The organism is Nocardia sp. NPDC004415 (assembly GCF_053602435.1).
Genome location: NZ_JBSGDP010000031.1, coordinates 44,003 through 58,640, shown reverse-complemented (window position 1 = coordinate 58,640; position 14,638 = coordinate 44,003). Strand labels below are relative to the sequence as shown.

The 14,638-nt window shown below is 71.6% G+C and carries 13 protein-coding genes; 12 read left to right on the top strand and 1 reads right to left on the bottom strand.

Annotated features, from left to right (window positions below):
* Positions 1–6 precede the first annotated feature (6 nt).
* From ACWEMY_RS16745 to ACWEMY_RS16695, 11 genes are all read left to right on the top strand, one after another.
* Positions 7–1,164 carry an acyl-CoA dehydrogenase family protein gene (locus ACWEMY_RS16745; RefSeq protein ID WP_375928224.1) on the top strand — a complete coding sequence of 386 codons (1,158 nt, stop codon included), beginning with the start codon at positions 7–9 and terminating at the stop codon, positions 1,162–1,164.
* Complete coding sequence (gene pcaF / locus ACWEMY_RS16740; protein WP_452390740.1) at positions 1,161–2,363, top strand: 3-oxoadipyl-CoA thiolase; 1,203 nt, start codon at positions 1,161–1,163, stop codon at positions 2,361–2,363. The genes ACWEMY_RS16745 and pcaF overlap by 4 nt, the downstream gene beginning before the upstream one ends.
* 14 nt (positions 2,364–2,377) lie before the next feature.
* The gene (locus ACWEMY_RS16735) at positions 2,378–3,871 is read left to right on the top strand and encodes a long-chain-fatty-acid--CoA ligase (protein WP_452390739.1); all 1,494 of its coding nucleotides are present in this window, start codon (positions 2,378–2,380) and stop codon (positions 3,869–3,871) included.
* Positions 3,868–4,323, top strand: coding sequence for a MaoC family dehydratase (locus tag ACWEMY_RS16730; protein WP_452390738.1), 456 nt, complete (start codon positions 3,868–3,870; stop codon positions 4,321–4,323). The genes ACWEMY_RS16735 and ACWEMY_RS16730 overlap by 4 nt, the downstream gene beginning before the upstream one ends.
* 72 nt (positions 4,324–4,395) lie before the next feature.
* Complete coding sequence (locus tag ACWEMY_RS16725) at positions 4,396–5,391, top strand: helix-turn-helix transcriptional regulator (protein ID WP_452390737.1); 996 nt, start codon at positions 4,396–4,398, stop codon at positions 5,389–5,391.
* Positions 5,388–6,371: a helix-turn-helix transcriptional regulator gene (locus ACWEMY_RS16720; RefSeq protein ID WP_375928216.1), complete on the top strand. Its 984-nt coding sequence runs from the start codon at positions 5,388–5,390 to the stop codon at positions 6,369–6,371. Before ACWEMY_RS16725 ends, ACWEMY_RS16720 begins: the two co-directional genes overlap by 4 nt.
* Complete coding sequence (locus tag ACWEMY_RS16715) at positions 6,368–7,396, top strand: 2-dehydropantoate 2-reductase (RefSeq protein WP_452390736.1); 1,029 nt, start codon at positions 6,368–6,370, stop codon at positions 7,394–7,396. Before ACWEMY_RS16720 ends, ACWEMY_RS16715 begins: the two co-directional genes overlap by 4 nt.
* A gap of 92 nt (positions 7,397–7,488) precedes the next feature.
* Complete coding sequence (gene tatA, locus ACWEMY_RS16710; protein ID WP_375928212.1) at positions 7,489–7,752, top strand: Sec-independent protein translocase subunit TatA; 264 nt, start codon at positions 7,489–7,491, stop codon at positions 7,750–7,752.
* 95 nt (positions 7,753–7,847) lie between these two features.
* Complete coding sequence (gene tatC, locus ACWEMY_RS16705; RefSeq protein WP_452390735.1) at positions 7,848–8,801, top strand: twin-arginine translocase subunit TatC; 954 nt, start codon at positions 7,848–7,850, stop codon at positions 8,799–8,801.
* 3 nt (positions 8,802–8,804) lie between these two features.
* Positions 8,805–11,501 carry a DEAD/DEAH box helicase gene (locus ACWEMY_RS16700; protein ID WP_452390734.1) on the top strand — a complete coding sequence of 899 codons (2,697 nt, stop codon included), beginning with the start codon at positions 8,805–8,807 and terminating at the stop codon, positions 11,499–11,501.
* A 119-nt stretch (positions 11,502–11,620) separates the two neighbouring features.
* Positions 11,621–12,361 carry a DUF4333 domain-containing protein gene (locus ACWEMY_RS16695; protein ID WP_375928206.1) on the top strand — a complete coding sequence of 247 codons (741 nt, stop codon included), beginning with the start codon at positions 11,621–11,623 and terminating at the stop codon, positions 12,359–12,361.
* 56 nt (positions 12,362–12,417) lie between these two features.
* Here the strand turns inward: ACWEMY_RS16695 and ACWEMY_RS16690 are convergent, their stop codons facing one another.
* Positions 12,418–13,380 carry a 5'-3' exonuclease gene (locus ACWEMY_RS16690; protein WP_452390733.1) on the bottom strand — a complete coding sequence of 321 codons (963 nt, stop codon included), beginning with the start codon at positions 13,378–13,380 and terminating at the stop codon, positions 12,418–12,420.
* Between the two features lie 119 nt (positions 13,381–13,499).
* Here ACWEMY_RS16690 and ACWEMY_RS16685 point away from each other — a divergent pair, with 119 nt between their 5' ends.
* Positions 13,500–14,627 carry a M24 family metallopeptidase gene (locus ACWEMY_RS16685; RefSeq protein WP_452390732.1) on the top strand — a complete coding sequence of 376 codons (1,128 nt, stop codon included), beginning with the start codon at positions 13,500–13,502 and terminating at the stop codon, positions 14,625–14,627.
* Positions 14,628–14,638 lie beyond the last annotated feature (11 nt).

The following is a 14,638-nucleotide window of genomic DNA, read 5'->3' as shown; positions in this document are numbered from 1 at the left end:
ATCAGCATGCAGCGCACAGTTTTCACCGATGAGCACGAGGCGTTCCGCAAGACCGTGCGGGCCTTCGTCGAATCGCAGGTCGTGCCGGTGTACGACCAGTGGTACGAGGCGGGCATCGTCCCGCGCACCTTCTACCGCTCGCTGGCCGAGCTGGGGGTGTTCGGTATCGAGGTGCCCGAGGAGTACGGCGGCGCCGGGGTCGACTCGTTCAAGTTCCAGGCGATCCTCATCGAGGAGACCGCCAGGGCCGGAGTGTCTTTCGGTGGGTCGAGCGTGCACGTGGGGCTGTGCCTGCCCTACCTGAAGAACCTCGCGAGCGAGGAACAGAAGCAGCGTTGGCTGCCGGGCTTCGTCACCGGCGAGATCATGTTCGCCATCGCCATGACCGAACCGGGCACCGGATCGGATCTGGCCGGGATGCGCACCACCGCGCAGCTGTCCGAGGACGGCACCCACTACGTGCTCAACGGCGCCAAGACGTTCATCACCGGCGGCGTGCACGCCGACCGGGTGATCGTCTGCGCGCGCACCGCCCCGCCGACCGAGACCGACCGCCGCCACGGGATCTCCCTGTTCGTGGTCGACACCAGCTCCCCGGGCTACACCGTCGGCCGCAAGCTCGACAAGCTGGGCCTGAAGGTCTCCGACACCGCCGAACTCTCGTTCACCGAGGTGCGGGTGCCGGTGGCCGATCTGCTCGGCGAGGCCGACCAGGGCTTCCGCTACCTGGGCCAGAACCTGCCGCAGGAACGGCTCTCCATCGCCGTCGGCGCCTACGCCCAGGCGAGGGCCGCGATCCGGTTCGCCCTCGAATACACCCGGGGCCGCACCGTTTTCGGTCAGCCGGTGGCGCAGTTCCAGAACACCAAGTTCGAACTGGCCGCCTGCCGCGCCGAGGTCGACGCCGCCGAGGCCGTGGTCGACCGCGCGCTCGAAGCCCTCGACCGCGGCGAACTCACCCCCGCCGACGCCGCGTCGGCGAAACTGTTCTGCACCGAGGTGGCCTCGCGCGTGATCGACCGCTGCCTGCAACTGCACGGCGGCTACGGCTACATCACCGAGTACCCGGTCGCCCGCCTCTACGCCGACAACCGCGTCAACCGCATCTACGGCGGCACCAGCGAGGTGATGAAGATGATCATCGCCAAGGACATGGGCCTGTGACCGGCGTGGCGTACCTGGTCGACGGCGTGCGCACGCCGTTCGGCCGCTACGGCGGCGCACTGGCCGAGGTGCGCCCCGACGACCTGGCCGCGCACGCGATCCGCGCGCTCGTCGAGCGGCAGCCCGCGGTGGACTTCGGCGCCGTGGACGATGTGGTGCTGGGCTGTGCCAATCAGGCCGGGGAGGACAACCGCAATGTCGCCCGGATGGCGGCGCTGCTGGCCGGGCTGCCGGTGACGGTGCCGGGTGTGACCGTCAACCGGCTGTGCGCGTCGGGCCTGGACGCCGTGGCCTACGCGGCGCGTGCGATCCGGGCCGGGGACGCCGATCTGGTGATCGCCGGCGGCGTCGAGTCGATGACGCGGGCGCCGTATGTCATGGCGAAAACCGGTGCGCCGTGGGACCGTTCGGCCCAGCTGGCCGACACCACCATCGGGTGGCGGCTGGTGAACCCGCGGATGCGGGAGCGCTACGGCACGGACTCGATGCCCGAGACGGCCCAGCACGTCGCCGACGACCACGGCATCGCGCGCGCCGACCAGGACGCGTTCGCGCTGCGCTCCCAGCAGCGCGCGGCGGCGGCCGTGGCCCGTGGCCGCCTGGCCGGGGAGATCACCCCGGTGCCGGTGCCGCGGCGCCGGGCCGAACCGGTGCTGGTCGACCGGGACGAACATCCGCGCGAGACCAGCCTCGACGCGCTCGCCGCCCTGCGCCCGGTGGTGGAAGGCGGGTCGATCACCGCCGGGAACTCCTCGGGCGTCAACGACGGCGCCGCCGCACTGCTGCTGGCTTCCGAGGACGCGGTGCGCCGCTACGGGCTCACTCCCTTGGCCCGGGTCGGCGCGGCGGCCGCCGCGGGTGTGCCGCCAAGGACCATGGGGATCGGCCCGGTGCCCGCCGTCGAAAAACTGCTCGCGCGAACCGGTCTGGCGATCGGTGACATCGACATCATCGAACTCAACGAGGCCTTCGCCGCCCAGTCCCTGGCCGTGCTGCGCGGGCTGGGACTGCCCGACGACGCCGAGCACGTCAACCCCAACGGCGGCGCGATCGCCCTGGGCCATCCCCTCGGGGCCAGCGGTGCGCGCCTGGCTCTCACCGCCGCCCGCGAACTCGCCGAGCGCGACGCGCGGCACGCCGTGGTCACCCTGTGTGTGGGCGTCGGCCAGGGCTCGGCCGTGCACCTCGAGCGCCCCTGACACAAGGAATGCCTGTGAACGCCACCCTCTCCCTGGCGAGCATCCTCGCCGAACCCGCCCGCCGCCGCCCCGACCACCTCGCGCTGATCGAAGGCGAGCACCGCATCACCTTCGCCGACCTGTGGCGGCAGGCGCGCGAACAGGCCGGTGCCCTCATCGCGCGCGGGGTCCGCCCCGGTGACCGGGTGGCGCTGCTGTGCCCGAACACCGCCGACTTCCCCCGCGCCTACTTCGCCGTCCTCGCCGCGGGCGCGACGGTGGTCCCGGTGCACCTGCTGCTCACCGCGCCCGAGATGGAGTACGTGCTGCGCGACAGCGGGGCGACGCTGCTGATCTGTCATCCGATGGTGGCCGAGACCGGCGCCGCCGCGGCCGAGGCGGCGGGCATCGACCTCGTGGCGCCCACGGAGCTCACCGGCGAGGCGATCGCGGCATTCGTCTCGCGCGGCCCGCTCGACACCGCGGTCGTGTTCTACACCAGCGGGACCACCGGAACGCCCAAGGGCGCCGAGCTCAGCCACCTCAACATGGTGATGTGCGCGACGGTGAACACCTTCGACGCCAACGAGATCCACCGCGACGACATCGCCCTCGGCGCGCTGCCGCTGTTCCACGTCTTCGGACAGACGGTGTCGATGAACTCGCACTGGCGCATCGGCGCCACGCTCGTCCTGCAGCCGAGATTCGACGCCGCCGCGGCCATCACGCTGATGGCCGCCGAGCGGGTCACCCTGTTCCACGGCGTGCCGACCATGTACTCGGCGCTGCTGGGCGCGGCGGGCGACGCGCCGGAGCTGCCACCGCTGCGGTTGTGTATCAGCGGTGGCGCCGCCCTGCCCGTCAGCGTGCTGACCGACTTCGAGCGCGTCTTCGGCGCGCAGGTGCTCGAGGGCTACGGCCTGTCGGAGACCTCGCCGACCGCGGCGGTCAACCAGCCGATCCACGGCACCGAACCCGGCACCGTCGGGCACCCGGTGTGGGGCGTCGACGTGGAGATCGCCGATCCCGCGATCGCCGACCGGATCGTGCTGCTGCCGGTGGGGGAGACCGGTGAGGTGGTGGTGCGCGGGCACAACGTGTTCAGCGGCTACACCGGCAGGCCGGAGGCGACCGCCGCGGCCGTGGTGGACGGCTGGTTCCGCACCGGCGACCTGGGCACCCGCGACGCGACCGGCCGCATCCGGATCGTCGACCGGATCAAGGAGATGATCCTGCGCGGCGGCTTCAACGTCTATCCGACCGAGGTGGAGGCCGCGCTGCTGCGGCATCCCCGGATCGCGCAGGTCGCGGTGATCGGGGTGCCCGACGAACACTACGGTGAGGAGATCGTGGCCGTCGTCGTGCCCGACGGTGACCTCACCGGGCAGGAGGTGATCGAGTTCGGCAGGCAGCAGGTCGCCCGGTACAAGTACCCGCGCCGCGTCGAGTTCGTCACCGAGCTGCCGCTCGGCCCCACCCACAAAGTTCTCAAGCGCGCCCTGCGCCGACGTTTCGGAGGAACGGAATGACCACGGACTTCGCCGATTTCGACGCCCTGCGCGCCGCCGCGGGCACCGAACTCGGGCCCAGCGACTGGATCACGATCGACCAGGACCGGATCGACCGCTTCGCCGAGGCCACCGGCGACCACCAGTGGATCCACGTCGACCCCGAGCGGGCCGCCGCGGGCCCGTACGGCACCACCATCGCGCACGGATTTCTCACGCTGTCGCTGATCGTGCCGATCACCCAGCAGATCATGACCGTCAGCGCGGCGAGCGCGGCGATCAACTACGGCCTGGACCGGGTGCGGTTCCTCACCCCGGTCCCGGTCGGCTCGCGGATCCGCGGGCGGCTCACCCTGACCGAGGTCACCGACGTGCCCGGCGGCGTCCAGGCGCACCGGCGGGTGACCGTCGAACTCGAGGGCGCCGAGCGGCCCGCCTGTGTGGCCGACGCCATCGCCCGCTTTCTGCGCTGAGCCGCGGCGGCGTCGGTGCACAACTGTGCGCCGACGCGCCGCCGCGCGGGCACGACCATTACCCTCTATCGCGTGGCGATATCCAAGGTCGAGCGGCTGATGAATCTGGTCATCGCGCTGCTGTCGACCCGGCAGTTCCTGAGCGCGGAGCGCATCCGCGCCAGCGTGGCCGGTTACGAGGACTCCGCGACCGACGAGGCGTTCAGCCGGATGTTCGAGCGCGACAAGAACGAACTGCGCGACCTGGGCATTCCGCTGGAAGTCGGTCCGGTCGGGCGGTTCTCGACGCTCGAGGGGTACCGGATCAACCGGGACGCCTACGAGCTGCCCGACATCGACCTGTCCAGCGAGGAGGCCGCCGCGGTCGCCGTCGCCGTGCAGATGTGGGCCTCGCCCGAGCTGGCGGGCGCGGCCGAGGGCGCGCTGCTCAAGCTACGCGCGGCCGGGGTCACCGTGGAGACCGACAATGTCGGCGTCTCCGTGCCCGCGGTGCCCGCGCGCACCCGCGGCTCGGAACCGGTGCTGCGCGCACTGCTCGCCGCCATCGACGCCGGGCGGGCTGTGCGCTTCGGGCACCACAGCGCCGTCACCGATCCGTTCGTCACCCGCGATGTCGAGCCGTGGGGTGTGGTGACCCGGCACGGGCGCTGGTACCTGGTCGGCCACGACCGCGAACGCGACGCGGTGCGCACCTTCCGGCTCTCCCGCATCGGCGGCGAGGTGACGCCGTACGGTCCGGACAATGTCGTGCGCAAACCCGAGCACACCGATCTGCGCGCGATCGTCGACCGGGTCACCGGGGACGCGCCCGTCACCGGGACCGCGACGGTGTGGGTCGCCAAGGGGCGCGGCCGCGAACTGCGCCGCATCGGCACCGAACGCGAGACCCGCGACCTGGGCGGCCGCCCGGGCACGGTGCTCGAGGTCCCGGTGCGCTCGCGCGACTGGGTCGCCCGGCTGATCACCGGCCTCGGCCCCGACGTTCTGGTCCTGGAACCGCCGGAACTGCGCGCCGACGTGATGGACCGGCTACGGTCGGTACTCGACCACACGGAGGTGACGTCGTGAGTTCGCGCCTGTCCCTACGCCTTTCACGCCTGCTGAACATGGTGCCCTACCTGCTGGCGCACCCGGGGATCAGTGCGGCCGAGGCCGCCGCCGAACTCGGCGTGACCACCAAACAGCTGATGAGCGACCTCAACCAGCTGTGGATGTGCGGACTGCCCGGCTACGGGCCCGGCGACCTGATCGACCTGTCGTTCTCCGAGGAGAGCATCGAGGTCACCTTCTCCGCGGGCATCGAACGCCCGCTGCGGCTCACCTCCACCGAGGCCACCGCGCTGCTGGTCGCGCTGCGCTCGATCGTGGAGATGCCGGGCATGGTCGACCCGACCGCCGCGCACGCCGCCATCGCCAAGATCGAATCGGCCATCGCCAGCAGCGACGCCGCGGTGGCGGGCAAACCGGCCGCCGCCCCGATCGAAGAGCCGGTGGTGGCGACCGTGCGCTCCGCCCTCGCCGACGGACACGCACTGCGGCTGGTCTACTACTCGGCCAGCCGCGACGAGGTCTCCGAACGCCTCGTCGACCCGATCCGGGTGGTGCTCGTCGACAACAACAGCTATCTGCAGGCCTGGTGCAGGCAGGCCGAGGGCGTGCGGCTGTTCCGCTTCGACCGCATCGAGGACGCCACCGAACTCGACGAACCCGCCCGCCCGCCCAGCCACGCCGCCGCCGACGCGGCCGCCCTCGACCTGTTCCAGGACGACCCCGACGTGCCGCTGGCCCGCCTGCGCATCCGCGCCGACTACGCCTGGGTCCTCGACCAGTACCCGATGCACCGCATCGAGTCGCGCCCCGACGGCAGCATCGAGGCGGGCATGCGCTTCGCCTCGGCCGACTGGATGGCGCGATTACTCCTGGGCTTCGGGACCGGCGTGCGGGTACTCGGTCCACCGGAGCTGGTCGCGGCGGTGCGCGAGCGCGCCGACGCCGCCCTGGCCGCCTACGCGGCGGCGGGTCTGTCAGGGGAGACCGAACCGGCGTGAACCAGCGAGTACTCGTCCTCGGCGCGGGCAGCGTCGGGGTCTACATCGGCGGTCACCTGGCCGCCGCGGGCATGGAAGTGATCTTCGTCGGCCGTCAGCGCGTGCTCGACGACATCGCCGAACACGGGCTGCGCCTGACCGACCTCGACGGCGGCAGCACCGAGGTCGCCCCGGACCGCTTCGGGCTGGCGCTGGCCCCCGACGAGCCGGAGAAGGCCGACCTGGTGCTGGTCACCGTGAAATCCGCGGCCACCGCCGCCGCGGTGCGCGCGGTCGCCGGACGGCTGCGCCCCGGCACCCCGGTGGTGAGCCTGCAGAACGGCATCGGCAACGACACCCTCATCCGCGAGATCCTGCCCACCAGCCTGGTGATGGCGGGCATGGTCATGTTCAACGTGGTCCACCGCGAACAGGGCCGGTTCCACCGCGCGAGCGACGGCATCGTCGCCATCCAGGACGACCCGGTGGTCGACCGGTTCGCCGACCAGTTCCGCGCCGCGGGCGTGCCGCTGCGCCGCTACCGCGACCTGCGCCCGGTGCAGTGGGCCAAGCTGCTGCTCAATCTCAACAACCCGATCAACGCGCTGTCGGGCAAGCCGCTGCGCGAGGAACTCGGCGAGCGCGACTACCGGCGCTGCCTCGCGCTGGCCCAGTCCGAAGCGCTCGCGGTGATGAACACCGCGCGAATTCGGCCCGCCCGGCTGACCCCGGTGCCGCCCGAAGTGATGGTGCGTCTGCTGCGCGTGCCCGACCCGATCTTCCGGCGGGTCTTCGGCCGGGTGCTGGCCATCGACCCCCTGGCCCGCTCGTCCATGGCCGACGACCTCGCCCTGGGCAGGCGCACCGAAATCGCATGGCTGTGCGGGGAAATCGTGCGGCTCGGCGAGATGGTCGGCCGACCGACCCCGGTGAACCGGCGGCTCACCGAGCTGATCCGGATGGCCGAATCCGGCGACGCCCGGCGCTACGGTGGGGCCCGTCTGCTGGCCGAGCTGACCGGTGCCGTCGCGGGCACCCGCGGTTGAACTCGTGGCGAACATCGCTGCGGCCAGGCGGTCGCCCGTCACCCGACGCGGGTAGCATCGGTACTCACCACAGTCTTTGGAGGTAACTGATAATGGGCACGTTCAGCTGGACGCACCTGCTGATCATCGCGTTGCTGTTCGTCCTGCTCTTCGGCGCGAAGCGGCTTCCGGACGCGGCGCGGGGACTCGGCCGCTCGCTGCGCATCTTCAAGAGCGAGGTCGGGCAGATGCAGTCGGAGTCGACCACCCCGGCCCCGCAGGCCGCCACCCCGGCCGCGCCGCAGCAGCTGCCCGCGTCGGCGCCGCAGGCACAGGCACCGATCGTCGACCAGCAGCAGGGCCACAAGACGCTCTGACCTCGGCGTTCTCCCCGGGGTGGCACCGACCGCTCCGGGGTTGAGTGCTGTTTCGCGAGCATCCCGACGTCGAGGGTTAGAGGCCACCACCCACCATGCGCATTCCGTTCGATCCCCGGCGCAGCAAGCGCAGGACGAATCCCGACGGCACCATGTCGTTGGTCGAGCACCTGCAGGAACTGCGCACCCGGCTGCTGCTGGCCCTGGCCGCCATCGCGGTCACGACCCTGATCGGCTTCTTCTGGTACGCGCACTCCTTCCTCGGCATCGAGAGCCTGGGCGAGATCCTGCGCGGCCCGTACTGCGCGCTGCCGGAATCGGCGCGCGCGAGCCTGAGCCCCGACGGCGCCTGCCGCCTGCTGGCCACCGCGCCGTTCGAGCAGTTCATGCTGCGCCTGAAGGTGGGCTTCACCGCCGGTGTGGTGCTGGCGGCACCGTTCTGGCTGTACCAGCTGTGGGCGTTCATCACCCCGGGCCTGCACGCCAAGGAACGCAAGTACGCGGTGGGCTTCGTGCTCTCGGGCACAGTGCTGTTCGCCGCCGGCGCGGTGCTGGCCTACCTGATCGTCTCGCACGCCCTGTCGTTCCTGCTGACCATCGGTGACAACGTCCAGATCACCGCCCTGAGCGGTAGCGAGTACTTCGGGCTGATCATCCAGCTGCTGATCATCTTCGGCGTCAGCTTCGAGACACCACTGGTGATCATCGGGCTCAACCTGGTCGGCGTGCTGCCCTACACCAAGCTCAAGGCGTGGCGGCGCGGCATCATCTTCGGCCTGTTCGTCTTCGCGGCGATCGTCACCCCGCAGGACCCGTTCTCCATGCTGGCGCTGGCGATCGCGCTGACCGTGCTGTTCGAGTTCGCGGTGCAGTTCGCCCGGATCAACGACGCGCGCCGGGCCCGCCGGGCGGGCAGCGAGGAGTGGGGCACCCTCTCCGACGAGGAGGCCTCGCCGCTGGGCACCCCCGACCCGGTGGCGCCCGCGCAGTCGGTGGACGACCCGCAGAAAACCCCGCGCCCGGTGTCGGACTACTCCGATACGCTCTGACGGGTGACCGATTCTCCCGCGCGGGCCAACGAGTTGGCGCTGTTCGCCAGCGAAATCTCCTTCGAACTGGACCCGTTCCAGCGGGCCGCGTGCGCGGCGCTGGAAGACGGGCACAGTGTGCTCGTCTGCGCCCCGACCGGTGCGGGCAAGACCATCGTCGGCGAGTTCGCGGTGCACATGGCGCTGGCCACCGGCGGCAAATGCTTCTACACCACCCCGATCAAGGCGCTGTCGAACCAGAAGTTCGCCGATCTGACCGCCCGCCACGGCCGCGACAGCGTGGGCCTGCTCACCGGCGACCAGTCGATCAACCCCGACGCCCCGGTGGTCGTGATGACCACCGAGGTGCTGCGCAACATGCTCTACGCCTCCTCCGACGCGCTGCACGGGCTGTCCTATGTCGTCATGGACGAGGTGCACTACCTGGCCGACCGGTTCCGCGGCGCGGTGTGGGAGGAAGTGATCCTGCACCTGCCGCCGGACGTGCGGCTGGTCAGCCTGTCGGCGACGGTGTCCAATGCCGAGGAGTTCGGCGCCTGGATGGAGACCGTGCGCGGTGACACCGCCGTGGTGGTCGACGAGACCCGGCCGGTGCCGCTGTGGCAGCACGTCATGGTCGGGCGGCGCATGTTCGACCTGTTCGACACCAAGTCCAGCGATCAGAAGGTCCTCGTCGACGAGGACCTGGTGCGCTTCATCAAGCAGCGCGAGGCCGCCGACCGGATGCAGGGCTACGGCGGGCCCCGCGGGCGTGGGGGCCGGGGTGGTTTCCGGCCGCTGCCGCGCCCGGAGGTGCTGGCCCGGCTCGACGAGGAAGGGCTGCTGCCCGCGATCACCTTCATCTTCAGCCGCGCGGGCTGCGACGGCGCGCTGGCCCAGTGCCTGCGCGCCCGGCTGGACCTGAGCAGGCCCGGCGACGCCGAGCGCGTCGACGCGATCATCGAGAAGCACACCGGCGACCTGCCCAAGGGCGACCTCGAGGTGCTCGGCTACTGGGAGTGGCGCGAGGCGCTGCACCGCGGACTGGCCGCCCACCACGCCGGCATGCTGCCCGCCTTCCGGCACACCGTCGAGGAACTGTTCGTGCAGGGTCTGGTGCGCGCGGTGTTCGCCACCGAGACGCTCGCGCTGGGCATCAACATGCCCGCGCGCACCGTGGTGCTCGAGCGGCTGGTGAAGTTCAACGGGGAATCGCACGCCGAGCTCACCCCGGGCGAGTACACCCAGCTCACCGGGCGCGCGGGCAGGCGCGGCATCGATGTCGAGGGGCACGCGGTGGTGCTGTGGCAGCCCGAGGTCGACACCAGCGCGGTCGCCGGTCTGGCCTCCACCCGCACCTATCCGCTGCGCAGCTCGTTCCGGCCCGGCTACAACATGTCGATCAACCTCATCGACCGGATGGGCGCCCAGGAGGCCCGCGCCCTGCTGGAGCGGTCCTTCGCCCAGTTCCAGGCCGACCGGTCCGTCGTCGGCCTGGTCCGCGGCATCGAACGCAATCAGGGCGCGCTGCGCAAACTGGAGAGCCAGCTCGGCGGGGTCGACGGCGGGTTCATGGAGTACCTGTCGCTGCGCGAGCGGATCAAGCAGCGCGAACGCGAGATCCAGCAGCAGGGCCGGGCCGACCGGCGCGGCGCCGCGGTGAAGGCACTCATCGAGCTGCGCCGCGGTGACGTGGTGGCCATCCCCTCGGGCAAGCGGGCCGGGCTGGCGGTGATCCTGGAACCGGATCAGACCCCCGGCGACCCGCGGCCGCTGGTGCTCACCGAGGACCACTGGGCCGGGCGGGTGTCGGCCGCCGACTTCCCCGTCCCGGCCGAAGCACTCGGGCACATGCGCCTGCCGCGCCGGGTCGACCACCGCACCGCGCGCATCCGCCGCGATCTGGCCTCGGCGCTGCGCAGCACCGGCATCTCCGCACCGGGCAGGCGCAGGCGCAACGACCACACCCGCGGCGGCGAGGACCGCGAACTGTCCACTCTGCGGCGCAGCCTGCGCTCGCATCCCGCGCACAGCAAGCCCGACCGCGAGCAGCTCAGCCGCATCGGCGAGCGCTACAGCAGGCTCGCCAGGGAGACCGAGACGATGCGCCAGAAGGTTGCCGCGACGACGAATTCGCTCGCGCGCACCTTCGACCGGATCGTCGGCCTGCTCGAGGAACGCGGATTCGTGGCGCACGGCGAGGTGACCACCGAGGGCAGGCGCCTGGCCCGGATCTACGCCGAGAGCGATCTCGTGGTCGCCGAGAGCCTGCGCCAGGGCCTGTGGCGGGGGCTCGGCCCGGCCGAACTGGCGGCGGTGGTGTCGGCACTGGTCTACGAGTCCCGTTCGGAGAACGGCTACCTGACCGCCGCCGGTCCCACCGAGCCGATCCGGCGCGCGGTCGGCGCCACCATCGCGGTGTGGACGCAGCTGCGCGCCGACGAGGCCCGCCACAAGCTCCCGCCGACGCGCGAGCCGGATCTGGGCTTCGTCACCGGCGTCTACAAGTGGGCCCGCGGAGACGCATTGGCCGAGGCGTTGCTGGCCAGCGGCGACCAGGGCAATCCACTCTCGGCCGGCGATTTCGTGCGCTGGTGCAGGCAGGTGATCGACCTGCTCGACCAGATCCACAACACCGCCGACGACCCGGAGATCGCGGCCACCGCGGCCAAGGCGGTGCGCGCGGTCCGGCGGGGTGTCGTCGCGGTGGACGCCGCGTGATCCGGACGGCTGTGATTTGATTTCCTGACGTACCGACCGTGATGGCGGAGTCGTGCGAATGCGGCTGGCCTGGCGCGGGGGGCTACCGTATGTACAACGATGCGAGTGGAGGCGAGTGGATGAGCGGCCCGTACGGACCGAACGGCCCAGGGGAGGGAAGCAACGATCCCACCCAGCACTGGGGGGGTCAGCAGGGGGCCGGTGGCGCCGGTCCCACGCAGCATTGGGGTGGTGCGGCCCAGCCGCCGCAGCAGCCACAGCAGGCGCAGCCCACCCAGCACTGGGGTGACCCGAACGCCCAGCAGCCCCAGCAGCAGTGGGGCCAGCAGCCGCAGCAACCCGCGCCGCAGCAGCAGTGGGGACAGCCGCAGCAGCCGCAGCAGCCGACCGGCCCGCAGCAGCAGTGGGGTCAGACCCAGCCGCCGCCGCAGGACTGGAACGCCCAGGCCGCCAACGCCCAGCAGCAGTGGGGTCAGCAGCCCCAGCAGCAGTGGGGTCAGCAGGGCGCGCCGCAGCAGCAGTGGGGTCAGCAGCCGGCGCCGTCCGGTGGCAAGAGCAAGGGCCTGCTGATCGGCCTGATCGTGGCCGGTGTCCTCGTGGTCGCCGCCGTCATCGGTCTGCTGCTGGTGCTGCTGTCCTCCGACGAGCTCGACAACGCGGCCGTCGAGGACGGCGTCGCGCGCGTGCTCAAGGAGTCCTACGACATCGCCGACGTCACCGATGTGTCGTGCCCGTCGGGTCAGGCCGTCGAGGTCGACGCGACCTTCACCTGCGACCTGAAGGTCAGCGGGGAGGCCAAGCAGGTCACCGTGAAGATCACCAAGGACGACGGTACCTACGAGGTCGGCCGCCCGAACTAGGCTGTCGCACCGCGCTTTCCGGGCCGTCCACGCACGCGTGGACGGCCCGGTCCCGTTCAGAGCTCGAGCGCGGTGATCAGCCGGGCCACCGGGCTCTCGGCGTTGTAGGCGCCGGCCAGGGCCAGCAGCGCGTCACGGTCGACGGGTCCGGCGGGCAGGGTGTCGGGGCGCGACAGGATCACCTCCGCGTCGCGCACCACCTGGACCACCGGGGCGGCGACCTTCAGATAGTCCTGGGCGGCGACCAGTTTCGCGCGTACGCCCTTGGCCAGATCCGAGCCCGGGTCGTCGACGGCGGTGAGCAGCGCGTCGAGGGAACCGAACTTCGAGATCAGCTGCGCGGCGGACTTGTCGCCGATCCCGCTCACCCCGGGCAGGCCGTCGGAGGCGTCGCCGCGCAGGGTGGCCATGTCGGCGTAGGCCGGGCCCGCGTTCTGTTCGGGCACACCGTATTTCGCCGACACCTCCGCGGGCCCGAACAGCTCGGCCTTGGCCAGGCCGCGGCCCGCGTAGAGCACGCGCACCGGCGGGGCCGGGTCGTCGCGTACCAGCTGGAGCAAGTCGCGGTCGCCGCTGACCACGATCACCGGATCGGTGCGCTCGCGGCTGGCCAGCGTGCCCAGCACGTCGTCGGCCTCGAGACCTTCGGCGCCGCCGGTCGCGATGCCCGCGGCCGCGAGGACCTCCAGGATCATCTCGACCTGCGGGGTGAGCGTGTCGGGCACTTCCTCGGCGCCGGGCGCCGCGTCTGCGCTGGTGTCGAGGCGGTGCGCCTTGTAGGAGGGCACCAGTTCCACCCGGAACGGCGGGCGCCAGTCCAGGTCCAGCCCGACGACGAGTCTGCCGGGCCGGTGCTTGGTGATCAGCGAGGCGACCATGTCGGTGAAGCCGCGCAGCGCGTTCACCGAGCGGCCGTCGGCGGCACGCAGTTTGTCGGGGATCGCGTAGTAGGCGCGGAACCAGAGGCTGGCGCCGTCGAGGATCAGCAGGGGTCCGCGGGAGGTCTCGTCAACGGTCACACCGGTGATTGTGCCCCGTGGACGGGCGCGGGTGCGGTCGCGACCCGGACCGGACCGCGTGGCACGATCCGGTCACCGATTCTGCGAGCGGTGCCCTCGCGCGGGTAACGTCGCGTCCTATGAGCGCGCACACGGAGGCAAGGTTCGCGGCGGAGGTCTACGGCAGGCGGCTGGAGCAGGCGGTCGAATCGATGCGCGCGGCGCATCTGGACGCCCTGCTCATCACGCCGGGCCCCGACCTGCAGTATCTGATCGGTTCCCGGGCCCAGTCCTTCGAACGGCTGACCTGCCTGGTCATCACCTCCGACGGGGCCACGCCGTCGGTGGTCATCCCGAAACTCGAACTGGCCTCGCTGGAGGGCTCCGCCGCCGGGGAACTGGGCCTGCGGGTGCTGGACTGGGTCGACGGTGTCGATCCGTATCAGCTGGTGCACTCGACCCTGCACGCCGGATCGCGCATCGCCGTGGCCGACGCCATGCCCGCGCTGCACCTGATCCCGCTCGCCGAGTCCACCACCGGGCTGCCCGCCTCGGCCACCCCGGTGCTGCGCCGGTCGCGGATGATCAAGGACGAGGCCGAGATCGAGGCCCTGCGCCGGGCGGGCGCCGCCATCGACCGGGTACACGCGCGGATGGGCGAATTCCTGCGGCCCGGCCGCACCGAGGCCGAGGTCGCCGCCGACATCACCGCCGCGATCATCGAGGAGGGACACACCGAGGCCGCCTTCGTCATCGTGGGCAGCGGCCCGCACGGCGCCGATCCGCACCACGAGGTCTCCGATCGCACGATCGAGAAAGACGATGTGGTCGTCATCGATATCGGCGGCCCCGTCGAGCCCGGCTACTACTCCGACTCGACGCGCACCTACGTGCTCGGCACCCCGAACAAGCAGGTCGCCGACCAGGTGGCGCTGCTCGAGCAGGCCCAGGCGGCCGCGGTGGCCGCGGTGCGGCCGGGCGTGACCGCGGAATCCATCGACGCCGCCGCCCGCACCGTGCTCGCCGAGGCGGGCCTGGGTGACGCCTTCGTGCACCGCACCGGCCACGGCATCGGCCTGTCGGTGCACGAGGAGCCCTACATCGTCGCCGGCAACGACCTGGTGCTCGAGCCGGGCATGGCCTTCAGCATCGAACCGGGCATCTACTTCCGGGGCCGCTGGGGCGCGCGCATCGAGGACATCGTGGTCGTCACCGAGGACGGCGTGGAGTCGATGAACCAGCGCCCGCACGGCCTCACCGCACTGTGAACCGTTCGGCC